Source organism: Sphingobacterium sp. UBA7253, from assembly GCF_002472745.1.
GTDB lineage: Bacteria > Bacteroidota > Bacteroidia > Sphingobacteriales > Sphingobacteriaceae > Sphingobacterium > Sphingobacterium siyangense.
On the sequence record NZ_DKSP01000120.1, the window covers coordinates 46,092 to 69,441 of the forward strand.

Annotated in this window: 21 protein-coding genes and 1 tRNA gene; 14 read left to right on the forward strand and 8 right to left on the reverse strand. The window is 40.4% G+C overall.

All coding sequences use genetic code 11. The features are described 5' to 3' along the window. Positions 1 to 403: 403 nt before the first annotated feature. Both B2X72_RS12355 and B2X72_RS12360 read right to left on the reverse strand, forming a co-directional pair. A tRNA-Gly gene (locus B2X72_RS12355) sits at positions 404 to 476 on the reverse strand. A 59-nt stretch (positions 477 to 535) separates the two neighbouring features. Next, positions 536 to 2,080, reverse strand: coding sequence for an NAD(P)/FAD-dependent oxidoreductase (locus B2X72_RS12360; RefSeq protein WP_286734267.1), 1,545 nt, complete (start codon positions 2,078 to 2,080; stop codon positions 536 to 538). Positions 2,081 to 2,245: 165 nt separating this feature from the next. Here B2X72_RS12360 and B2X72_RS12365 point away from each other — a divergent pair, with 165 nt between their 5' ends. From B2X72_RS12365 to B2X72_RS12385, 5 genes are all read left to right on the forward strand, one after another. Continuing rightward, positions 2,246 to 2,824 carry a LemA family protein gene (locus B2X72_RS12365; protein ID WP_046673163.1) on the forward strand — a complete coding sequence of 193 codons (579 nt, stop codon included), beginning with the start codon at positions 2,246 to 2,248 and terminating at the stop codon, positions 2,822 to 2,824. Between the two features lie 155 nt (positions 2,825 to 2,979). After that, a complete protein-coding gene (locus B2X72_RS12370) occupies positions 2,980 to 3,408 on the forward strand; it encodes a TPM domain-containing protein (RefSeq protein ID WP_075990259.1) in 429 nt (142 codons plus the stop codon). 202 nt (positions 3,409 to 3,610) lie between these two features. Beyond that, on the forward strand, positions 3,611 to 4,372 hold the full coding sequence (locus B2X72_RS12375; RefSeq protein WP_088163278.1) for a TPM domain-containing protein: 762 nt from the start codon (positions 3,611 to 3,613) through the stop codon (positions 4,370 to 4,372). Positions 4,373 to 4,446: 74 nt separating this feature from the next. Continuing rightward, positions 4,447 to 5,586: a TlpA disulfide reductase family protein gene (locus B2X72_RS12380; RefSeq protein ID WP_145328772.1), complete on the forward strand. Its 1,140-nt coding sequence runs from the start codon at positions 4,447 to 4,449 to the stop codon at positions 5,584 to 5,586. 308 nt (positions 5,587 to 5,894) lie between these two features. Then, entirely contained in the window at positions 5,895 to 6,341 is a 447-nt protein-coding gene (locus B2X72_RS12385) for a hypothetical protein (RefSeq protein ID WP_088163276.1), read from the forward strand. A gap of 167 nt (positions 6,342 to 6,508) precedes the next feature. Here B2X72_RS12385 and pfkA read toward each other — a convergent pair whose 3' ends face one another. From pfkA to B2X72_RS12405, 4 genes are all read right to left on the reverse strand, one after another. Beyond that, positions 6,509 to 7,483: a 6-phosphofructokinase gene (pfkA, locus tag B2X72_RS12390; RefSeq protein WP_075990255.1), complete on the reverse strand. Its 975-nt coding sequence runs from the start codon at positions 7,481 to 7,483 to the stop codon at positions 6,509 to 6,511. A 197-nt stretch (positions 7,484 to 7,680) separates the two neighbouring features. Next, complete coding sequence (locus tag B2X72_RS12395; RefSeq protein WP_070561449.1) at positions 7,681 to 9,384, reverse strand: protein-disulfide reductase DsbD family protein; 1,704 nt, start codon at positions 9,382 to 9,384, stop codon at positions 7,681 to 7,683. Between the two features lie 86 nt (positions 9,385 to 9,470). Further along, on the reverse strand, positions 9,471 to 9,920 hold the full coding sequence (locus tag B2X72_RS12400; RefSeq protein WP_070561447.1) for a protein-disulfide reductase DsbD domain-containing protein: 450 nt from the start codon (positions 9,918 to 9,920) through the stop codon (positions 9,471 to 9,473). 155 nt (positions 9,921 to 10,075) lie between these two features. After that, positions 10,076 to 10,846, reverse strand: coding sequence for a biotin--[acetyl-CoA-carboxylase] ligase (locus tag B2X72_RS12405; RefSeq protein ID WP_083295773.1), 771 nt, complete (start codon positions 10,844 to 10,846; stop codon positions 10,076 to 10,078). 47 nt (positions 10,847 to 10,893) lie between these two features. Here B2X72_RS12405 and rsfS point away from each other — a divergent pair, with 47 nt between their 5' ends. The 4 genes from rsfS to B2X72_RS12425 are packed head-to-tail and all read left to right on the forward strand — an operon-like array spanning position 10,894 to position 14,731. Next, on the forward strand, positions 10,894 to 11,268 hold the full coding sequence (rsfS, locus tag B2X72_RS12410; RefSeq protein WP_046673130.1) for a ribosome silencing factor: 375 nt from the start codon (positions 10,894 to 10,896) through the stop codon (positions 11,266 to 11,268). A 46-nt stretch (positions 11,269 to 11,314) separates the two neighbouring features. Then, on the forward strand, positions 11,315 to 13,396 hold the full coding sequence (gene ftsH / locus B2X72_RS12415; protein WP_112375078.1) for an ATP-dependent zinc metalloprotease FtsH: 2,082 nt from the start codon (positions 11,315 to 11,317) through the stop codon (positions 13,394 to 13,396). Between the two features lie 55 nt (positions 13,397 to 13,451). Then, positions 13,452 to 14,099, forward strand: coding sequence for a LutC/YkgG family protein (locus B2X72_RS12420; protein ID WP_070561445.1), 648 nt, complete (start codon positions 13,452 to 13,454; stop codon positions 14,097 to 14,099). Between the two features lie 8 nt (positions 14,100 to 14,107). After that, positions 14,108 to 14,731: a rhomboid family intramembrane serine protease gene (locus B2X72_RS12425; RefSeq protein ID WP_070561442.1), complete on the forward strand. Its 624-nt coding sequence runs from the start codon at positions 14,108 to 14,110 to the stop codon at positions 14,729 to 14,731. On the opposite strand, the gene B2X72_RS12430 is transcribed toward B2X72_RS12425, so the two are convergent. After that, positions 14,728 to 16,272 carry a YifB family Mg chelatase-like AAA ATPase gene (locus B2X72_RS12430; RefSeq protein WP_070561518.1) on the reverse strand — a complete coding sequence of 515 codons (1,545 nt, stop codon included), beginning with the start codon at positions 16,270 to 16,272 and terminating at the stop codon, positions 14,728 to 14,730. The two genes, B2X72_RS12425 and B2X72_RS12430, sit on opposite strands and share 4 nt — an antisense overlap. A 235-nt stretch (positions 16,273 to 16,507) precedes the next feature. Between B2X72_RS12430 and B2X72_RS12435 the strand changes: the two genes are divergently transcribed. The 3 genes from B2X72_RS12435 to B2X72_RS12445 all read left to right on the forward strand — a co-directional run bounded on the left by B2X72_RS12435 (position 16,508) and on the right by B2X72_RS12445 (position 17,877). Beyond that, positions 16,508 to 16,777: a YtxH domain-containing protein gene (locus B2X72_RS12435; RefSeq protein ID WP_070561440.1), complete on the forward strand. Its 270-nt coding sequence runs from the start codon at positions 16,508 to 16,510 to the stop codon at positions 16,775 to 16,777. Between the two features lie 187 nt (positions 16,778 to 16,964). Continuing rightward, complete coding sequence (locus B2X72_RS12440; protein WP_070561438.1) at positions 16,965 to 17,384, forward strand: hypothetical protein; 420 nt, start codon at positions 16,965 to 16,967, stop codon at positions 17,382 to 17,384. Next, positions 17,374 to 17,877, forward strand: a complete 504-nt coding sequence (locus tag B2X72_RS12445; RefSeq protein ID WP_070561436.1) for a hypothetical protein — start codon at positions 17,374 to 17,376, stop codon at positions 17,875 to 17,877. The genes B2X72_RS12440 and B2X72_RS12445 overlap by 11 nt, the downstream gene beginning before the upstream one ends. A 16-nt stretch (positions 17,878 to 17,893) precedes the next feature. Here B2X72_RS12445 and fcl read toward each other — a convergent pair whose 3' ends face one another. Continuing rightward, entirely contained in the window at positions 17,894 to 18,835 is a 942-nt protein-coding gene (gene fcl / locus B2X72_RS12450) for a GDP-L-fucose synthase (RefSeq protein WP_070561434.1), read from the reverse strand. A gap of 201 nt (positions 18,836 to 19,036) precedes the next feature. Between fcl and trmB the strand changes: the two genes are divergently transcribed. After that, positions 19,037 to 19,693 carry a tRNA (guanosine(46)-N7)-methyltransferase TrmB gene (gene trmB / locus B2X72_RS12455; protein ID WP_070561432.1) on the forward strand — a complete coding sequence of 219 codons (657 nt, stop codon included), beginning with the start codon at positions 19,037 to 19,039 and terminating at the stop codon, positions 19,691 to 19,693. A 636-nt stretch (positions 19,694 to 20,329) separates the two neighbouring features. Next, a partial coding sequence (locus B2X72_RS12460; RefSeq protein WP_286849729.1) for a SusC/RagA family TonB-linked outer membrane protein occupies positions 20,330 to 23,350 on the forward strand: 3,021 nt, incomplete at its 3' end.

Below are 23,350 nucleotides of genomic sequence, written 5' to 3' on the forward strand. Positions count from 1 at the left end.
GGTAAACGCCATTTTTTATAGAAACAATTGGATCTGTGGTATCTTTCTGTGGTTTTGTACGACCATGTACTTGTCTTTATATACAATTTACGCTTATAAACCTTGGGTTTTATAGCGTGTTCGCTTTTTTCTTGTTAAGCCTCTATCGATAAATAGATGATAGTGAGTCTAAATCTTACTTATTTTTGTATTAAGGTGGCCTATTGTGCTTATTTTATGATAATGTGCTGACCGTTCAGTATTTACAGCAGATGCTATTGCAACGGCTTTTGTTATAGCAGGACTTATTGTGGTATTGGTTGGGGTATTATATCTTTTCAATGATCCAAATAGGAGGCTGGAAAAAAAGAAAGGGTAGTACTACAAAACAGAAAAAGCTTCCAAATTTTGGAAGCTTTTTTAGAGCGAAAGACGAGATTCGAACTCGCGACCCCAACCTTGGCAAGGTTGTGCTCTACCAACTGAGCTACTTTCGCGTTGATGCTACAAAAGTAAGGCATTTATTCGTATTCTGCAAGAGAAAAAACAAAAAATGTTAACTTAAATTGATCGCATCAACACAATTAATACCGTCTATAGCCGCTGAAATGATGCCTCCGGCATAACCTGCACCCTCACCACAAGGGTAAAGTCCTTTGACCTGAGGGTGTTGTAAATCTTCTTTATTTCTAGGAATCCGAATAGGTGAAGATGTCCGTGATTCTACACCAACTAAAATGGCTTCATTGGTATAATACCCCTTCATCTTTTTGCCAAAGATTGGCAGTGCACCGCGTAATGCTTCATGAACAAAAGCAGGTAGCACTTCGGTGAGATCTGCAGAGGCTGTTCCGGGCTTGTAGGAGTTTTCTGGCAGATCCATCGATACACGCCCTTCGACAAAGTCGACCATACGTTGTGCGGGAGCAACGAGTTTACCGCCACCTACGGCAAAAGCCTTTCGCTCGATCTCTTTCTGAAAATTAAGTAATGCAAAAGGATCCTTATGTGCATTGGCAACGTCCTCAAGGTTAATCTGAATAACGGTACCTGAATTGGCGTGCGGATTATTTCGTTTGGATGGGGACCATCCGTTGACAACGATTTCATCTAAATCTGTTGCACAGGGAGCGATAACGCCACCTGGGCACATGCAGAATGAAAATACCCCACGGTCATTAACCTGCTCAACCAAACTATAATATGCAGGGGGTAAATGCTCGCTTCTAACCTGACAATGGTATTGCGCCTGATCAATGATTGACTGCGGATGTTCGATGCGCACACCCAATGCAAAGGCTTTGGCTTCGATCAGCCAGTTATTACGGTGAAAAAGCTCAAAAATGTCCCGTGCAGAGTGTCCTGTTGCTACGATGACGTGATCGGCCTTAATTTCTTCGCCACTGGCTAACTTGACACCTCGCACATGACCGAAAGATTCTAAAATGTCGTCGACACGTTGATCAAAATGAAATTCGCCGCCAAATTCAATAACACTCTCACGCATTGCTTCAATAATATGCGGTAGTTTATTTGTGCCAATATGTGGCCGTGCATTGACTAGAATATCTGTCGTAGCACCATGGGAGACAAAAAGATTGAGCACTTTGTCTACATCACCTCTTTTATTGGAACGTGTATATAGTTTCCCATCGGAGTAAGTTCCGGCCCCACCTTCACCAAAACAGTAGTTTGATTCGGGATTTACGATGCCTTCCCGATTCAGCTTTGCGAGATCGCGCCTACGGTCTTGGACCTTTTTACCGCGTTCGATTACAATTGGTTTGAGCCCACGCTCAATGCAGCGGATGGCCGCAAATATGCCGGCAGGGCCTGCGCCAATAATAATCACGGGTTTTCCGTCTTTAACGGATTTGAAATTATTCGAATAGATCTCAGGAACAGGCAGTTCATCGATATAGTAGATAACCCTTGCCCGGTAGACCACCTGCTTGCTTCGGGCATCAATTGAACGTTTCCGGATTTTATAACCTTTGATTTGCTGGGGTTGAACGCGTAAAGCTTTTATGCCCTGCTGTATAATGTACTGTTCGTCCTCGATCCTTTCTGGAAGTATCGCAATTTCGATTTCTTTTTGCATAGTATGGGGGCTGGGTTTTTATCCCAAAACCGAGACAAAGTTAATGAATATTGGCTATTTGGAGATTTGGAAATAAAAATATTCTTATCTTAGTAAGAGCTTGGTATATGCTTTGATAGTGTAACCGTATAATTTGAATAGTATTTAATTCTTTGAACAATGAAAATTAAAAGATTTTTGGTCGCCCTATGTGGTTTATTTGCATTAGTATCATTAAACTCCTGTGGCTACAATACGATGGTCTCACAAGATGAGAATGTTAAAGGAAAATGGGCACAAGTTGAAAATGCGTATCAACGTCGTGCGGATCTAGTTCCAAATTTGGTTAATACGGTAAAAGGAGCGGCAAAGCACGAAGAAAGTACATTGACAGCCGTTGTAGAGGCAAGAGCTAAGGCAACTTCGGTAACGATTAATGCCGATGATTTGTCTGAGGAGAATATTGCCAAGTTTCAAAAAGTTCAGGATGAATTCAGCGGTTCGTTGAGTCGTCTTTTAGCGTCGGTTGAAGCTTATCCTGATTTGAAGGCAAATCAGAACTTTTTGGAATTACAGGCACAGTTGGAAGGTACTGAAAATCGTATTTCAACAGAACGTAGATCTTACAATGAAGCGGTACAGCAATACAATACCACCGTACGTAGCTTCCCGAATAATTTAATGGCGGGTATGTTCGGATTTAAGGCGAAAGGTACATTTACTGCAGCCCCGGGTTCGGATAAAGCGCCAACGGTATCATTCTAATAGTAAATTGTTAGTAATGAACAGGACGATGGATGATGCGGCTTTCGTAGAAGCACATCATCCATTTTTTTATCGTGTTTTAACTAGTTTTAGATACTTTGAGTCTGGAATAACCGTCTGGTAATCTGGTTTTGAAGTGCAAACGTATACAGACTATGGCATTAAATTCTGAAGAACAAGAGAAGATCGTTCACGCCATTAATGTGGCTGAAAACGAGACTTCCGGTGAGATTCGTGTAGTGGTAGAAAATCATTGCCCCGACGAGGTACATGATCGTGCAACACATTATTTTTCCAAATTGGGCATGCATAAGACCACGTTGAAAAACGGTGTTCTTATCTATATCGCGCTTGAGGATCATAAATTTTCCATTATTGGCGATAAGGGAATCCACCAACGTGTAGAAAGTGATTTTTGGAACAGTACCAAAGATCTTATGGTGGCGGAGTTTCGGGTGGATCGCATTGTTGAGGGCTTGGTCAAAGGGATCGAGCATGCGGGTAAACAATTGGCAAAATTCTTTCCGCGTGAACACGATGACATCAATGAGCTTCCAAATGATATTGTTTTTGGAGACCGTTAATTGTTAAGTGACCAGCAAGAACCCCGAGCTGCTATCGCCTGTCTCGCAAATAGATTGATAAAAATTGTGATAAACCCGACTTCGGGATTCACGGAACGCCATTAGGAGCATCAAGATTGCTTAAGGCAAATAAAAATGAATAAAAGAGAATAATAGGATGAAATTTGTATCGAGATTATTTTCTCGGATTCGAATCCCTGCTATGGCTATGTTGCTTTGTCTGCTGTCGATAGCCACAGTATTGGGTCAAGATTTCCCAGAAACATCAAACAGACTTGTCAATGATTATACAAACACATTGACAGCAAGTCAGAAGCAATTATTGGAGCAGAAGCTATTGGCATTTGAGGATTCCGCATCTACGCAAATTGCTGTGGTTATGATGAATTCAACCGGCGGCTATGACATTTCTGATTATGCAGTCCGTTTAGCGAAAAAATGGGGTATTGGGAATAAAAAGTATAATAATGGTATTCTGTTGTTGGTAGCCCTGGGAGATCGTGCGGTAACTATTCAAACAGGTTATGGTATAGAGGGGGCTGTCCCCGATGCCATTGCATATCGTATTATTGAAAATGATATCAAACCGGCTTTTCGTCAGGGGGATTACTACAAAGGAGTCGACGATGCGACCAGTTCCTTAATTTCCTACACAAAAGGCGAATACAAAGCTGATCCAAAACAACCGAAAGGAAAGGGGTCAGGTTCGGTGATGTTTGTCATTATTATTGTGATATTCTTGATTGTTATTTTCTCCAATCGCGGCGGCCGCGGTGGCGGTGGTGGCGGTCGTGTGATGAATGGACGTGGCGCTTCTGATATCTTTTGGTGGACATTGCTGAATGGTCTTGGCGGCGGTGGCGGCCGAGGTGGTGGCGGTGGCTTCGGCGGCGGCTCAGGTGGCGGTTTTGGCGGTTTCGGTGGCGGTGATTTTGGCGGTGGCGGTGCTTCAGGACGTTGGTAACATCTTTGCTAAATAATGTTAAATAGAACGACAGTGAAACGGAAATGTTTTACATTTATGGGAAGTATATAATTATGAAAAAGGGAATATTAATGGGTTTAAGCTTTTTACCAGCCTTGTTAATGGCACAAGAAAGCTATACGGTTACAGGAAAGGTAAACACGACGTCAGACAAAGCGAAAGTGTTTATGCAATATGCTGCCAATGGAACTCGCCAGACAGATTCAGCAACGGTTGTAAAAGGTGAGTTTAAGTTCAACGGACAGGTGGCTTCGCCAACGAAGGGTATGATGATCTATTCACCGGAAGGCTTATCTTTTGCTGAACTTAGAAATAGTCAAAAGCAGCCTGAAACAGCACAGCTATATCTTTCTAAAGGAGTTATCAAAGTCGATGCAACCAAAGGGTTCAAAGATGCAACCGTCTCGGGTACAGCGCTCAATGATGATCTGACGCAGTACAAGGCTTTTGTGAAACCTCATACAGATGCGTTCGAGGCGTTGAACCAACAATATTATGCGGCTTCGGAGACTCAAAAACAGGATCCTAAATTCATCGAAGGTTTGCAAAAACAGGCTGGTGAGATTTCCGAAAAAATGGAAAAAGCAGATGCTGAATTTATTAACAAAAACCCAAAAAGCTGGTACACGTTGGATTTGTTGTCTGAGAATGTCAGCGGTGAGAACGTCAATGAATATGTGACTTCTTTTGAGAAATTGTCTCCTGAATTGAAAAATTCTGAAAAAGGTAAGGAATTGGCTGAGCGTATCCAGAAATTGAAAGCAGTTGCTGTTGGTTCGGTAGCGCCTGATTTCACATTGCCAGACACAACAGGAAAGAATATTTCCCTATCTTCTTTAAGAGGTAAATATGTTTTATTGGATTTTTGGGCAAGCTGGTGTGGTCCTTGTCGCCACGAAAATCCGAATGTCGTTGCGGCTTTCAATAAATTCAAAGACAAAGGATTTACCGTGTTTGGTGTTTCTTTAGACAATCCGGGTAAAAAAGATGCTTGGGTGAAAGCTATTCATGATGATAATTTACAACAATGGCCACACGTTTCGGACCTACAGGGTTGGAAATCGGCTCCGGTCAAGTTGTACGAAGTACGTGGTATTCCGCAAAACTTCTTAATCGATCCTTCAGGTAAAATTGTAGCATCAAATTTAAGAGGTGAGGCTTTGGAGGCTAAGTTAGCTGAATTGCTAAAATAAATCGGTATATAACTGCCATTAGGCATTTGAATAACCCCTAATTGTTATACTCAGGTGAGCTGGGTCTACAATTAGGGGTTTCTATTTAATAATAGCTGTCCTGATCAACCTGCGCTTTCATCGTTACTGCGCTAGCGGCTGTGATAACGTGGAGGGAATTCACTAACTTCGCCTGCTGCTATAGCGAATGATCACTTGGAACTACTATATCCTCGTGTACAATCCAACTAGGGAATGATGAATCCTGAGTTTTAAACAAGTTGAGCAATGGGATTTCTAAAGCAATTGTGGCAATAAAAATTATATAGATGAAGAAAACAGTAATTTTGGGCATATTCTTGGGGACGGTTCTTGCTTCCTGCAGTGGCGATCAGGGTAAGGGGATTCCCGTTGTCAACCTAGAGGCATTGCATGCCATTCCTTTGGATCATGCTATTGATCAATTGGCTAAAGACACGACTTTTATCGATGTCACGCTGCCGCCTAATGCCAGAATCGATCAGTTATCGCAACAGGAGCTGGGCCAACTAAAAGCTGCTGCATATCGTTTTTATCAGCATGTTACACTGGAAAATAATCAATACCGTGTTGATCTCAAAGATCCTAAGGTATTGCACTTATCGGAACAGGTTGTGAAGGCCTACGAACAGGCGATCAGCAACACGAATCATTTTGCTGACTCGATGGCGAAAGCAGGCCAAGCCATTCAGTTACCTCCGGTATCTGAAGAGTACCTCAATAATTTGCTTAAATAACAACTGTGCCGGATATGGTACTATTGTGGCTTTAGGTAACATGATAGTTTAGGTGTCAGGCCTTTGCCTAAAGGGTTTGGACAATCTAGCAACGAAAGGCATAAAAAAAGAGTATACATCACATGTATACTCTTTTTTTATTGTTAGTTAAGAATAACTTATATCACTTACAAAGAAAGGATTTCAATGATACGAAGTAGGTCTTCATTCATTTTTACGTTATGCTTGATGGCACTCTTAAAAGGAGTGAATCTTACTTCACTGCAAATTAGACCGGCCATTTCACCCCTGCGACCTTGTAGTAAAGCCTCTACGGATGCCACTCCAAGTCTGCTGGCTAACACGCGATCCATGCATGTTGGGCTTCCGCCGCGTTGGATATGTCCTAAAATTGATAATCTAACATCGTAATGCGGAAAATTTTCCTTGATTTTTTCCGAAACAACCATGCCGCCTTCTTTGTCACCTTCAGCAACAATAATAATGCGGGATGATTTATTTTTACGGGATTTGTCAAGTCTTTTCATGATCGCATCATAGTCTACCTCGAACTCAGGAACCAGAACTGCTTCGGCACCGGTACTGATACCAGAGCGAACGGCGATAAGTCCAGAGTCGCGGCCCATCACTTCGATCACAAAAAGTCTATCATGAGACTCGGCGGTGTCGCGAATTTTGTCTACGGCTTGGATAACTGTATTAATGGCTGTATCATAACCAATCGTAAAGTCTGTGCCGGCCAAATCGTTATCAATTGTGCCCGGAAGACCGATGATCGGAAAATCGAATTCTTCTATAAACTTGGACGCACCGGTAAATGTACCGTCGCCACCGATGACAACCATGGCATCAATACCGTGGCTGCGTAAATTTTCATAAGCCTGTTTACGTCCTTCAATAGTTTTGAAGGCCTCGCTACGGGCTGTTTTTAGGATAGTACCACCACGTTGTATGATATTGGCTACAGATTTAGCATCCATGGGGATAATCTCACCATTAACTAGACCATCATAACCTCTGCGTACGCCAAATACTTCAAGATTATTGTAGATACCCGCTCTAACAACAGCACGGATACCAGCATTCATTCCTGGAGCATCTCCTCCAGATGTCAAAACAGCAATTTTTTTAATGTTACTCATACGTACTCAAACTTAGCTATTTTTAAGCGTATATACAATTATATTTCCGTTATTAGAAGTCGCCAATATCGCTATTAAGAACAAGCAATCGCTTTATTAACTGCAATTCATCTAAGTGTGAGCTAAAGATAATGCAAATTTAATAATTGCTTGTTCTCTGCTGTTAATCTCGACGGATACCTTCTGCTGTATACAGGCTATTTTTTTGCCTTAAATGCATCAATTCCGCTCTGTAAAAACGCTTTATATTGTTCAATATTTCTATTTGCACCAGACTGAGGTACCAATACCTTTCCAGTGGCGTCTACAATAACATATAACGGTTGTGAATTGCTATTGAACGTCGATGCTTGGAAATCACTGTTTTTATTTCCTATCGTTTTAATCTTTTTGCCACTGTATTTTGATACGAATTGTTCGTTTGCAGGTAATTCTGTTTTATCATCGACAAACAATTCGGCCATAACAAATTCTTCCTTCAATAGTTTGGCAACCGCAGGATCAGTCCAGACATTTGCTTCCATCTCCCGACAGTTAACACAGTTCCAACCTGTAAAATCTATCAATACAGGTTTATTCAGTTCTTTTGCTGTTTCCAAGGCCTGATCATAATCATAATATGGATCAAATCCTTTTGGTGTACCGCGTTCGTGAAAAATCTCCGCGTATTTTTTGACTTTACCATCACTGTGTGCGGGAGCGGCTGCTATTCCTGCCGACAGGTCAAAGTCCTGTGTTGCCGAGGGTGGCAAGAAAGCTGAAATTGATTTTAGGGGAGCTCCCCATAGCCCCGGTACCATATAGATAACGAAGGAGAATACAATGATAGCGAGAATAGTTCTCGGTACGGAGAGGAATTTTAATTCACTGTCATGTGAAAATTTAATCTTTCCAATAAGATATAAGCCCATCATACTAAAGATGGCAATCCATAGCGATAAGAACACCTCCCGATCCAGCCAATTCCAATGGTAGGCCAAATCTACATTTGATAAGAATTTCAGTGCCAGTGCAAGCTCTAAGAAGCCGAGTACAACCTTCACCGAATTTAACCAGCCACCAGATTTTGGCAGGGATTTTAACATCGAAGGGAACATCGCAAATAAGCCAAAAGGAATTGCAAGTGCTATAGAAAAGCCAAGCATACCGATTGCGGGACCTAGGCGTTCTCCTTTTGAGGCCGCTTCGACCAATAAGGTGCCAATAATGGGGCCAGTACAGGAGAAGGAGACCAGTGAAAGGCTGAATGCCATAAAGAAAAGCCCTACGAGACCGCCTTTGTCGGATTTGGCATCCATTTTATTGACAAAAGAACTCGGTAACGTGATTTCAAAAGCACCAAAAAAGGATGCGGCGAAAACAACTAATAAGAGGAAGAATAGGAAGTTAAATACCCCATTTGTGGATAAAGCATTCAATGCATCCGAACCAAAGGAAATGGTAATAATCATTCCTAAAGCGACATAGATCACAATAATAAAGAGACCGTAGAGGAGTGCCTTGCTGATACCGCTTGCGCGGCTTCCAGCCTGTTTTGTAAAATAACTTACGGTAAGTGGGAGCATTGGAAATATACATGGCATGAGTAGCGCTGCGAAGCCGCCAACTAATCCTGCGATAAAGATACTCCAAAGTGATTTTTTACTTGATTCTTGCCCGGAGGGAGCGTTTGCCTTAACAGGAGCTATTTTGCTGCTGTCCTGACTAACCATTGTGTCAGGTGAAGCTGTAAAATTTAGATCCTCAGGTACCGCTTCAACAGCGGTAGCTGTATCCGGTGATGATTCAAATTGAAGTCCTTCTGTACTTGTTAAACTATCTTGTGCGGAGGCAAAAGTTGCTGTCGTTAAAGAAAGACTGAAAAAAGCAATTAAAAGTAGAATGAATGTGTTTTTTAACATGCGTATGAATTTCTGATGTTATGGTCAAAAATAAAAAAAGGCGATGAGAATCGCCTTATTAATTTATCCGTGTAGAATCATTTTTACTATTTGATTGTCACAGCAAAAGCATATTCGTCTGGAGGAAGACATTGTGATGCATCACATGCTTGCCATTCAACAGTGCCTTTAACGGTGGCAGTTCCTTTGTTTAAAGTTACTTTTTGTTGGAAAATTACCTCGTTTGTAAAATAACCAACATCCATCTTAAATACATCCTCGTGTTTTACTTTTGGTTTCGGCTCTGCAGTTTTACCTACCAATGTATAATCTGCCGCTTTAGCAAAGTTGAAAGAAGTTGGAATTGGGCCACCATCTTTCACATTTTGTGAATATATGTGCCATCCATTTTGGATTGTAGCTTTTACATAAACTACAGCTTCTTTGTTATTTAACTTTTTGCTCGCCACAGTCCATTTTACCGGTTTGTGAATCTGAGCGAATGCTCCCGTAACTGCAAAAATTACCACAGTCATTAACAGTATTAACTTTTTCATCAGAATTTAATTTGTTCTTTCCTTTTTCACTACAATGATTGCAGTGTGTTCTTGTTCTTTGATACTTCGGGTGAATAAAGGTTTAATCACGCTGTTGACAAATTTAGAACAAAGGTTTGACAATCCTAAAATGGGTTATCCTTTTTTTGTAAAGATTAAGTAATAAGATGTGTAATTTCTTTGATATCAAATTCGCGCAAGGTGTCTTCCAAAAGAACCAGTAGCTTCCCGTCATTAGACACCTGTTGAATAATGCCAGTTTTTTTGATGCCGTCGACTAGGAATGGTCTTTCTTCACCTCTCCAAAACAATAACGCGTTGTAGCGGTTTAACTGATATTGAGCCCCCTCCTTATACAGGTTCAGGTACTCCTGTTGGATCACTTGGAATAACTCCTGTGCCAGTTCCTTGATGTTGTAATCCTGTCGATCGGTCAGGCAGGCGAGCGAGGTTATTGTTGTTGCTGTGTCAAAATTAATTTGATTAATATTTACACCAATGCCAATAATTGCGTGGTCTATTTTACTGCCTTTTAATTTATTTTCTATTAAAATGCCTGTTATTTTCTTTGAATTGACGTAAATATCATTGGGCCATTTCACGGCTACAGGCTGCTCGGTTTTGCTTTTCAGCCAATTGACGGTTGCAATGGCGATTGTGGCGGAAAGCGCAAATTGTTCCGCTATGGGCAGGAAATGAGGCTTTAAGAGGATCGATGTTGTTAGATTTTTCCCTGGTTCACTGACCCAGGAGCTTCCACGCTGCCCCTTGCCCTGAAATTGTTCTTCTGCTAAAATGGCAGTCCCCTCAGCTAGTGGCTTGAAATTTGACAATAATTCCCTGAGATAATCGTTTGTAGAGGCGACTTTGTCAAGATATATTGTATTTTGACCGATGATAAGTCCCGAAATATTGTTATTTTGCAAACTGAAAGTATTAAATAAATATTAAGTCAAAACTATCACATTTTTTAATGAGTAAAAATAAAAGTTCAGAATTGTCCCAACGTCTATCAGAAATTATCGTTTATGGTATGCAAGAAAAGAAAGCAAACGAGATCGTTCGCTTGGATTTAAGAGATCTTCACAGTTCTGTTTCCGATTATTTTGTGATTTGTCATGCCGATTCTAACATTCAGGTGAATGCGATAGCAAAGAGTGTCGAAGAAGAAGTCTATAAGGCATTTGGTCAAGAACCCCAATATAAAGAAGGACAATCCAATGGTGAATGGTTGATTTTGGATTTTGTGGATGTGGTTGTACATATCTTTAAGACCGAAAAAAGAGCGCATTATGGTATCGAGGATTTATGGGGAGATGCAGAAGTACAGCATTTCCAAAGCGCTTAATTGTCCTCAACGAAAAAATTTATAAAGAAAATATAATTACGATATAATGAAAAAAATCCCGAGTAGTAAGGTAAGCCCGAAACCGCCAAAATTCAATTTTGTGTGGCTTATGATTGCCATGTTTTTAGGTTTTTTTGCCTTACAGTACGTTTTTGGAGAAAGCCCAGCTAAGGAAGTTAGCTATAGTGATTTTGAGACACGTATGTTGAATACAGGCGCTGTAGAGCGTCTCGTCGCCTATAAAAAGAATGATCTTGTCGAAGTGGAGGTCTATCTAAAAAAGGGCTGGAAAGATAACCCAAGTTTTAAAGACGCTACAAAAGCTGCTGATCCGCTTCCAAGTCTATCAGGACAGGAAGACAAGGGTCCACAATATATTTTTAAGGATGCCTCTCCCGATGTTTTAGAAAAGAAATTAGCTGCATCGCAAGCGGAATTAACGCCAGGTACACCAAAGGTCCAGTTGACTTATGATGATCGTTCCAACCCTTGGGCAAGCTGGTTTATCACGTTTATGTTGCCGTTGTTGGTATTGGCTGCAATCTGGATCTTCTTGATGCGTCGTATGGGCGGTGGTGCTGGCGGCGGTGGCGGTGCGATCTTTAATATAGGTAAATCCAAGGCGACGTTGTTTGATAAAGAATCGCAGATCAATATCACATTTAATGATGTTGCTGGTCTTGAAGAAGCGAAACAAGAAGTTATGGAGATTGTGGATTTCTTAAAAAATCCACGTAAGTATACCAATCTAGGGGGTAAAATTCCGAAAGGCGCTTTGCTTGTAGGGCCTCCAGGAACAGGTAAGACTTTATTGGCTAAAGCTGTAGCCGGAGAGGCTCAAGTGCCATTTTTCTCGCTATCCGGATCTGACTTTGTCGAAATGTTTGTGGGTGTAGGTGCATCGCGTGTTCGCGATTTGTTTAAGCAAGCGAAAGAGAAAGCGCCATGTATCATTTTTATCGATGAGATTGACGCTATAGGTCGTGCTCGTGGTAAAAACTCGATGATGGGCGGTAATGACGAGCGTGAAAATACATTGAACCAATTATTGGTGGAGATGGATGGTTTCGGTACGGATTCAGGCGTTATTATTTTAGCGGCTACTAACCGTATCGATGTACTGGATACAGCATTGTTGCGTCCAGGACGTTTTGACCGTCAAATTTCTATTGATAAACCGGATTTGATTGGCCGTGAGCAAATTTTCAAAGTGCATCTAAAGCCGTTGAAATTATCGGCTGAGGTCGATGCAAAAAAATTATCGGCGCAGACACCTGGTTTTGCGGGAGCTGAAATTGCCAACGTGTGTAACGAAGCAGCCCTTATTGCTGCCCGTAAAAATAAACCCGAGATTGATATGCAGGATTTTCAGGATGCCGTTGATCGTGTGATCGGTGGTCTTGAGAAGAAAAACAAAATCATCTCTCCGGAAGAGAAACGTATTGTTGCTTATCATGAGGCTGGGCACGCTATTGCGGGCTGGTTTTTAGAGCACGCCGATCCTTTGGTAAAAGTGTCTATTGTACCACGTGGTGTCGCTGCTTTGGGTTATGCACAGTATCTTCCCCGTGAGCAGTTCCTATATACGACAGAACAGCTTATAGACAGTTTATGTATGACTATGGGTGGTCGTGTCGCTGAAGATATTACTTTTGGAAGAATTTCAACAGGTGCTCAAAATGACTTAGAGCGTATCACGCAACTTTCTTATGCGATGATTGCAATCTACGGTATGAATGATAAAGTTGGAAATGTTTCCTTCCGAGATAGTTCTGAGGCATCTTTCCAAAAGCCGTATTCTGACAAAACGGCAGAGCTGATTGATGCAGAGGTACGTAACTTAATTAATGACGTCTATGCACGTACCAAACAGTTATTGCTGGATAAACGTGAGGGTTTGATTAAAATAGCAGAAAAGCTATTGGAAAAAGAGATTCTTTTTCAGTCGGACTTGGAAGAGATATTAGGTAAACGTCCATTTGAAACCAAGACTACTTACGAGGAGTTTGTGAATGGTGCTGATGGTGGTGGAGTTCCACAGACAGATTTACCGTTGGATGTTCATCCGGACGAAGCGCGATCTAACGAAGGGCAGAGTTCAGAAACACCCTCCAATAATTTGAATTAATTTGAATGCTGCAGCGCTAGAGTGATCTAGCGCTGCATTTATATATATTTGCGCCATGAACGTGAAGAACGCAACAGCGAAAGAGATAATGTTAAAACGGGTACGTCAGGCATTACTACAGAAAAACGATAATCCACATCCCAATTTCAAAGAAACGCCGCTTTATAAAGAAGAGGATGAGTTGGTGGATATTGTTTTTGTTCGCGAATTGACTGCTGCGGGAGGCAAGTTTCTGTATTGTGATGGCGAGATCGGTCTGATTGAAAATCTGATTTTATTGACCGAGGAGAATAATATCAAAAATATATACGCTTGGGAACAAGGTGTTCAAAATTTACTCAGTCCATATGGTTTCCCTTTTTTAAAAACAGCGGAGGATTTTGAATCAGCAAATGCGAGCATTACCTCATGTGAAGCATTGGTTGCACGTAATGGAAGTGTTATGGTGAGTAATGCAAATGCTTCAGGACGCAGGTTGAGTATATATCCTCCAATTCATATTGTCATTGCCAAAGCTTCGCAATTGGTTTGGGATCTAAAGGATGCTTTAGCCTATATGCAGAAGCGTTACGGTCAGGAAATACCGACAATGATTTCGACAATTACCGGCCCCTCCAGGACGGCTGATATTGAGAAAAGATTGGTTTTGGGTGCACACGGACCAAAAGAACTTTACGTTTTACTTTTAGAGGATCGATTCTAGGAATTACTATGCTATTATATTATCTAACAGAAATGCCTATTGCGAGTATTATTTTCTTTTTTACGCTCGCTACCAGTATCTATACGTTTTCACATGAACAACTTTACGGTAAACTGATGTTGCATCCGTATAGTATCGCACGTAATCGAAAATGGTATACCATCCTTACCAGTGGCTTTGTGCATAAAGATTGGGGGCATCTGCTGTTTAATATGCTTACCTTCTATTATTTTGCATTTGGTTTGGAGCGCATACTTGCAGAAGCAAGTCCATACGGTCATATTTTATTTGCCGTAATCTATGTCGGTAGTTTGATCTTGAGCGATATTCCAACAATCATCCAGCAAAAAAATAACCCCGGTTACTATAGTTTAGGCGCTTCAGGTGCGATTTGTGCGGTTCTGTTTAGCTACATTCTTTTCGATCCGAAAATTACCATTGGTGTGATGATGATTATACCGATGCCGGCTTATCTGTTTGCATTTTTGTTTTTAGGTTACTGTGTGTGGGCGTCAAAAAAAGCGCAAGATGGTATAAATCACGATGCTCATTTCTTTGGCGCATTGTCGGGTCTGATCTTGACGATTATCTGTTTCCCTTGGGTTATTAAGCATTGTTTGGCTCAGTTTTAAAATTTTCCACCCCAGGTTTCCCGATCTAAATTTCTATACTGGATCGCTTCGGCGAGATGATGATTTTCGATCATTTTACTTTGCTCCATATCAGCGATTGTTCGAGCAACTTTGAGTATTCTATCGTATGCTCTTGCAGATAGGCTCAGACGTTCAATAGCCGTTTTAAGTAACTTCCTTCCGGGCTCATCAATCTGACATATTTCTCGGGTCAATTGTGTACTCATCTGGGCATTACAATGGATGTCTGGGAAGGATTTAAAACGTTCTTTCTGGATTTCGCGTGTCTGAATGACCCGACGGCGTACCGTGCGGCTATCATCTATAGAACGTGTTGTATTCAATTCATCAAATAGCACGGGGGTGACTTCGATGTGGAGGTCTATACGGTCTAAAAGTGGTCCTGATATTTTGCTTAGATAACGCTGAACGGTGTTAGTGCCGCAGATGCATTCTTTCTCGGGGTGATTGAAATAACCACAGGGGCAGGGATTCATGGCAGCAATGAGCATAAAACTTGCGGGGTACTCGACGGTAAGTTTAGCTCTTGATATCGTAATTTGACGCGATTCAAGTGGCTGACGCATGACTTCGAGGACGCTCCGTTTGAATTCTGGCAATTCGTCAAGGAATAATACGCCATGGTGGGATAAAGAAATTTCACCCGGCAATGGATTTGAGCCGCCCCCTACCATGGCCACATCGGATATTGTATGATGTGGAGAACGAAAGGGCCGTGCAGTGACGAGGGAGTCTTTCGCCTTTAGATTTCCAGACACAGAGTGTATTTTGGTCGTTTCCAGCGATTCGGTCATATTGAGTGGGGGAAGGATCGTTGGTAGTCTTTTTGCCAACATGGTTTTTCCTGCTCCTGGTGGACCTATTAAAATAAGGTTATGTCCACCAGATGCTGCGATTTCCAGCGCTCGTTTGATATTCTCCTGTCCTTGTACATCAGAGAAATCGACGTCATAAATGGCCGTATCATCCTGAAAAAATGTTTGTATGTTAACTTTTGTAGGCTCGATTGTTACAGTATGATTGAGAAATTCCACTACTTGGGTCAGATTTTCTACACCAATAACATCGATTTCAGTGACGATAGCTGCCTCTTTTGCATTGGCTTTAGGTAATATTATTCCTTTAAACCCTTCTTTGCGCGCCTGTAATGCAATTGGTAGAACACCACGTATGGGCTTAATACTTCCGTCTAATGATAGCTCGCCTAAAATAAGATAGTCTTCCAGACGGATATTTGTGATTTGGCCGGAAGATGCTAATATGCCTATTGCAATTGATAGGTCGTAACTTGAACCTTCTTTACGAATATCTGCGGGTGCCAAGTTGACAACGATCTTTTGGCGTGGCATGTGAAGTTGACAGGAATTAATGGCACTTTCGATACGTCTTAAGCTTTCTTTAACGGCATTGTCAGGCAGGCCAACGATATAATAATGGAGGCCAGTAGATACGATTACCTCGACGGTAATAGTGCAGGCATTTATCCCATAGACGGCGCTGCAATAGGTTTTATTTAGCATAATTTTCATAATCGACTGATTTAAAGATACTAAAAAATTGAGTAAGTTAATAATTGTCGGGTGAAATATTGATGGAGGATCCAAGATTACCGAAAAAAATGATTATATTGTTAATATAGTTCCTTATTAATAACGGATAAAAAGCATTGTTTGGCAAACGATTTGCTTTGTTAATTGTATTATTAACGAGGACTAGATTCTTCGTAATAGATTTAGAACTTTAAAAGAAAAAGAAATGAATGACACAAGTAAAGTAGCTTTGGCGTTATTAGCCGGTCTTGCCGCGGGTGCAGCTTTGGGAGTTTTATTTGCTCCAGACAAAGGGTCGGATACAAGAGATAAAATAAATGATTCATTAAGCGATTTGAGTGATGCTATTCGGGAAAGAGCAGAGGAGCAATTTGATCAGTTGAATGATTTCAAAGAGAAGATTGTTTCTACGTTAAAAGGGAAGTTAAATCAGGCAGAAGAAGTGCTGGATGATGATATCATCGAACATGCATAGTTCGCAGATTATTCAAAAGAATAATTGGTGTAGAGTACATATTATCAGGCTATTTCGCGAGATAGCTGTTTTTACGATAGCTGCGCGCTCTTCATGGGTATAGAGTAGTGCTGTGTTGCGGTTATAAGATACAGCGTTTTCGTTTTTTTAGTTATGGGCTGAAATAGCCTGAATAAATTTTAGATGCATGGAAGAAGAAAAATTTTCACTAAGTGGTACGTTTCAAAAGACCAAGGAGTATATTGACTCCCAATTTAAACTTGTTAAATTAAAAACAATTGAACGATCATCTCGTTTAATTGCAAGCTTAGTGGTAGATGCAACTAAGCTTATTTTTACTTTATTTGTTCTGTTTTTCTTATGCTTAGCACTAGGTTTTTGGCTGGGAGAGTTATTGGGTAGTTATTCATTAGGTTTTTTGGCAACAGCAGGTATCTTCTTAGTGATCATTATCCTAATCCGCGTTTTTGAGCCTATGCTGGAATCAAAATTTATGGATCTCTCCATTCGACGTTTTTTGGCTAAATGGAACGATGAAATTGAGGAAGAAGAGGAAGAACTGCATAAAGAAAAACTTGATAGAGAAAGGGCTACAAATGAACAATAAACAGACCAAAATACGTAATTTACAGGAACTTAAAGCTGAAATATTGCGCTTAAAGACATTAAAGAATGAGCAGGAGCTATATCTAAAGGCTCAATTTACATTGCTTAACAATAAAATAGAGGCCCCCATCCGTTTTTTTAATTCCTTAAAAAATAATATCCCGGGTGCGAATATTATACAGCAGATGTTTGCCAAAAGTAATAATCCAGATTCTGATTGGTTAACGAAGATCTTACGTATTGGGGTTCCCTTTGTTATGAATAGGTTGTTCCTAAAAAATACGGGCGTTTTAAAGAAAGCGCTGATGTTGCTGTTATCAGAGCGTGCTGTCGGCCAGATCAATCAAGATAAAATCACCGGCCTCATCGGTAAATTAACGAGCTTTATTCGTCCCAAGAAAAAGAAGAAAAATAAAGCTGCGGAAGCTGAAAATGCAGTGATCAAGGATGAGGTTAACGAGTACGGAATTCCTTCCTATAGCGAGACCTACTAATGCGATCGCGTTGGATTTATTCAAAAGCATTTGCTTCTTTCTTCAAAAAATCCGCATAAGCTAGTTGAATGCCTTCCCGAAGGTTAACTCGATGTTTCCAGCCCAGCGCATGTAGTTTTGAGACATCCATGAGTTTTCGCGGTGTTCCGTCAGGTTTGGAACTGTCGAAGGAAATAGTTCCCTGGTAACCAATGACGTCTTTAATCAATTCGGCAAGTTCCTTAATGCTTAAATCTTCGCCAATGCCAATGTTGACAAATTGTTTCTCGTCGTAATTATTCATTAAGAAAACGCAGGCATCTGCCAGGTCATCGGAAAAAAGAAATTCCCGTAAGGGGGTCCCTGTTCCCCAGATCATAACTTCAGGGAGCTGATTGATTTTAGCTTCATGAAATCTTCTGATCAAGGCCGGTAAGACATGTGAATTTTGCGGATGGTAATTGTCGTTAATTCCGTAAAGATTTGTTGGCATAACGGAGATATAATTGCATCCATACTGATCCCTGAAAGCTTCCGCCATTTTTATTCCCGCGATTTTAGCAATTGCGTAAGGCTCATTTGTAGGCTCCAGAGTACCCGTGAGTAGCATGTCTTCATTCAAAGGCTGCGGAGCCATTTTTGGATAGATACAGCTTGAGCCTAAGAACATTAATTTTTTAACCTTATTATCGTAGGAAGATTTGATGACGTTATTCTGTATAGCCATATTCTCGTAGATAAAATCAGCGCGATAGGTGTTGTTCGCCATGATCCCGCCAACTTTGGCTGCGGCTAAGAAAACATAGTCCGGTTTTTCCTGATCGAAAAAATCAGCCACTGCTTGCTGATTGCGCAGATCTAATTCGGAAGATGTGCGTGTGACAATGTTGTTGTACCCAAGCTCCGATAGTTTGCGATGAATTGCCGATCCGACCATTCCACGATGGCCTGCTATATAAATTTTAGCGTCTTTCTCCACGATAAGTTATTGATTCCTGCAAACTTAGATAAATTGCTTTTTATATGCAATATAATTCGCCCGTGTGGATGCAATTTATGCATTCCTGTGTCTGCTACAGGACTTCAGATTGTTCTGTAATTACCGGTATTCGTGCTGTCTCTCAGATTTATTTTTTTTAGCGGGAATATAAGGTTATTTTTGCGGGATATTTATTAAAAAATGGGAAAGGACAAACTACGTAAATTTGCTGAAGTTGCTACTTTTGAAAATGTAATCCAACTCGACGCAGGCAAAGAATATAAAGGAAAATGGGCTGAGAAGCAATTTGGTAACAATAATCCAGTTGTTTTGGAGCTTGCTTGTGGTAAAGGTGAGTATACTGTTAATCTAGCGAGATTGTTTCCGGAGAAAAATTTCATCGGTATCGATTTTAAAGGTAATCGTATTTGGCGAGGAGCCAAAACAGCTTTGGAGGATGGAATTCGGAATGTTGCTTTTCTTCGGATACAAATTGAGACTATCCTTGAACATTTTGCTGAAAATGAAATTGATGAGATCTGGATTACCTTTCCGGATCCGCAACCGCAAGATAGCCGAGAAAAGAAACGATTGACCGGGCCAAAGTTTTTGGAACGTTATAAAATCATTATGAAGCCTGAAGGAATGATGAATCTGAAAACAGACAATGACGGTTTTTATGCTTACACACTAGAGCAGATCGATTTACAGGGTTTGAAAAAATATAAGGAAACGACAGATCTTTACCATTCAGACTTGGTTGATAACGTTTTATCCATTAAAACATATTACGAACGGAAGTATTTGGCGCATGACAAGAACATTAACTATGTGAAGTGGAGTTTCGAGAAGGCTTAAGCCTTAACGCTTCTATTGTAATAAAGAGCCCAACGAAAGTTTGGGCTCTTTTTGTTTTCTTCAGTATTGCGGATACTGAAGCTTTGATCACCCACTTTTTACCCCAGTTGGCAGCTGTGTCTACGGTTATTTACTCTTGTCGTAGTTTTACATGAAAGTTACCGTATACTTCCAGTATAGTTACGGTATTGTTTTAGCATGGATATAGTAGTTATGTAAAATACTAAATAGCTACTTAAAGGGGGGAGTAAATTTACTTAAAACATCCTAGAATCCTCCTTTCGGGCCCTTTCCGACGGTCTTATAATTCCTAAAAGACTAAGTAATTCTTGTTTTTTTTATTTTAATATGGGCTTTTAAATAATTTCGATTTATTTCGTTTTTTAAATATTATTAATTATTTTCGATTTGTAAATATAAAATAACCAAAGAAAGATCGCTTAAAAGCGTGCCTAATGCATGATAATCCCTTCAGGGTGAACTTCAAAGCATTTTATTAAAACGGTAATAGTATGATAAAAGGAAATGCTATTCGAAACAATTGTTAACAAAAAGAAAACATTAAGTTAAAACAAACTTTTTGTTAAGAATATATTTTTGTGCCAAATTGAAAATTAACAATTTACACCAATAACTATGTTTAGTATTAACCCTATCCAAATTAATCTAAGGCACTCCTCCTCGAAAGTGCTATTTGTGGCATTAGCAATTGCCTGTAATATGGATTTTACAGCAATGGCGGCTCCACTAGGATCTGATCAAGCTGTGCATGCAGTTAAGCAGACCAAGATTAGAGTAAAAGGGCAAGTTGTCGATAATCAGACGAAAGAACCTTTGGCATCCGTATCAATCCTTGCAGCGGGTGTAGTTAAAGGAGCGACGGACAGAAATGGTAATTTCGATATTGAAGTAGAATCAGGGACAGCAATCCGTTTTCAGCTAATCGGTTACGAAGCTGAAACGCAAAGTTTTTCGTCAGCCCAATTGAATGCTAAAATTTTTTTAAGTGCGAGATCGGAGGCGCTCAATGAAGTCGTTGTGACAGCACTAGGCATACAGCGAGAAGAGAAGGCATTAGGCTATTCCATAAGCACGGTCAAAGGCGAGGAATTGACGAATGCAATTTCAAACAATTGGACGGATGCTCTAACAGGAAAAGTCGCTGGTTTGAATTTGGTAAAGTCGGGTGCGGGGCCATTGGGATCCAATCAGATTATTTTAAGAGGGGAAACATCTTTTACGGGCGATAATTCCGCATTGATTGTTGTGGATGGTGTTGTCATGGGAGGAGGGACGCGGATGACCGGTAATGGTAGTTCCAATTATTTGGATAGTGATTCTCCTGTAGATTTTGGAACATCATTGGCGGATATTAATCCGGATGATATCGAGTCCGTTTCAGTATTGAAAGGACCAGGCGCTTCAGCGCTCTATGGTTCCCGTGGCGCACATGGCGCTGTGATTATTACCACAAAAAAGGGAAAAGGGGCTAAAAATAAAATTGGTGTATCCGTTAATTCGAATACGGCAATTGGGACAATTAACAGATGGCCCGATTATCAATACGAATATGGTCAAGGTGCGATTGATCAGGATCTTTATTATTCCTACGGACAGTCAGAGGATGGTGCAAGTACTTTAAGTACGTCTTCTGCTTGGGGACCCAAATTTGATGGACAGTATTTTTACCAGTACGATCCTAATTTCTATCGTTTGACACCTCCAGAGCGGACATTATGGAGACCCTATGAAAATAACCGAAAGGATCTTTTCCAAACGGAGCTCACGTCTACTAATTCGATCAGTATTTCTGGTGCTACTGAAAAGACCAGTTCACGGTTTTCATATACCAACGTAACGAACAAATGGATTATTCCCAACATGGGTTATAATCGGAATACCATCGCTATGCAGTTCAATAACAAGGTGACGGATAAACTGAGCCTCTCAACAAAAATTAATTTTAATAATAGAGGATCAGACAATTTACCAAATAGCGGTTATAACAATCAAAGTTACATGTACTTTGTACGGGGCATTGTGCCGAATGTGAATGCAGCTTGGCTAGAGCAGAATTGGATTCCAGGAAAGGAAGGAATTGAACAGATGACTCCGTTTTCAAACCTGTTGGATAATCCAAGAACCATATCTTATGATATGATCAATGCGCAGGATAAAAACAATATTATTGGAAATTTACAGGCCGATTATAAATTCAATAAGGAGTTGAATTTGATGGTGCGGACAGGAATCGATTGGAGCTATGATAAACGCAAACAATCCAGGCCATTTGATACCTATAAATATGCTTATGGCTATTACCGGGAGCAGTCCATCAATAACCAGGAAATTACTTCCGACTTTTTATTGCAATATAACAATCAACGGAACAATCTTCACAAATTTGGCGCATCGGTTGGAGGTTCATTGATGCACAATAAGTATATTAAAGATGATGCTTACGCTAATAGTCTTATTTATCCAAACCAATATAATTTTGCCAATGCGAGGGAAAAAATCGTTTATTTACCTTACCGCGAGGAATATGCAGCCAATAGCTTATATGCCTTACTAAATTATAGTTATAAGGATATGATTTTTGTCGATGCAACGAATCGTATCGACTGGGCGAGTACATTAGCATCTCCGAAACGGAATGAAGTTAAACCATTTATATACCCTTCGCTTAATACAAGTTTTGTTATTTCCCAATTGCTAAACCTGCCAAAAGCGATAAATTTTTGGAAAGTCAGAGCATCGATTGCTCAAGTCGGAGGTGGAGGAAAACGGGCTTATCTAAACTCTTATGGTTACCGTAGTGTTGAGGGGACCACTGGAGGGCTTACAAATCCAACCACCGTTCCAGATGAAAATCTGACGTTCGAAAGTACGCGTTCTTATGAAGTAGGAACAGATTTTAGAATGTTCAGAGATCGACTTAAATTAGATCTTACTCTGTATTCAAACTCGACATTTGATCAGATTATTGAGTCTCCGCTGGATCCCTCAAGCGGTTTCAGAAATCAGATTACGAATGCTGGAGAGGTACGGAATAGGGGGATAGAGATTGCGCTTTCTGGCGATATTATCAAGAAGAAAGATGGCTTAAATTGGAATATGTATGGAAATTTTACGAGCTATGATTCGAAAGTTATTTCCATACCTGCAGATCTGCAAGGAGAATTGGTGCTATCCACGTTGTTTGGAAGTAGAGGAACAATTGTGGCCATACCTGGTAAACGATTTGGTGATATCTATGGACTCGGATATGAGCGAAATCAGGATGGTCAAATTATTTATGAAAATGGACTTCCTGTATTGTCCCAACAGAACATGTATATCGGTAATCCAAATGCAACGACCAAATTTGGTTGGGGGAGTGAATTTAAATACAAAGGATTTAGATTTAATTTCTTATTTGATGGTCAATTCGGCGGAGTGGGATATTCGTTGACGCATGCCGTATTGATGGAAGAGGGAAAATTAAAAAAGACAATTCCGGGACGATATAATGGTATTATCGGCGATGGTGTTGTGAAGAATAGTGATGGAAGCTACAGCAAGAATACAGTTGTTGCGTCTGCTGGAGATTATTATGCTAAACATTTTAACCGGGATAATATAGAATCAAATACGTTTTCCACGGACTTTATAAAG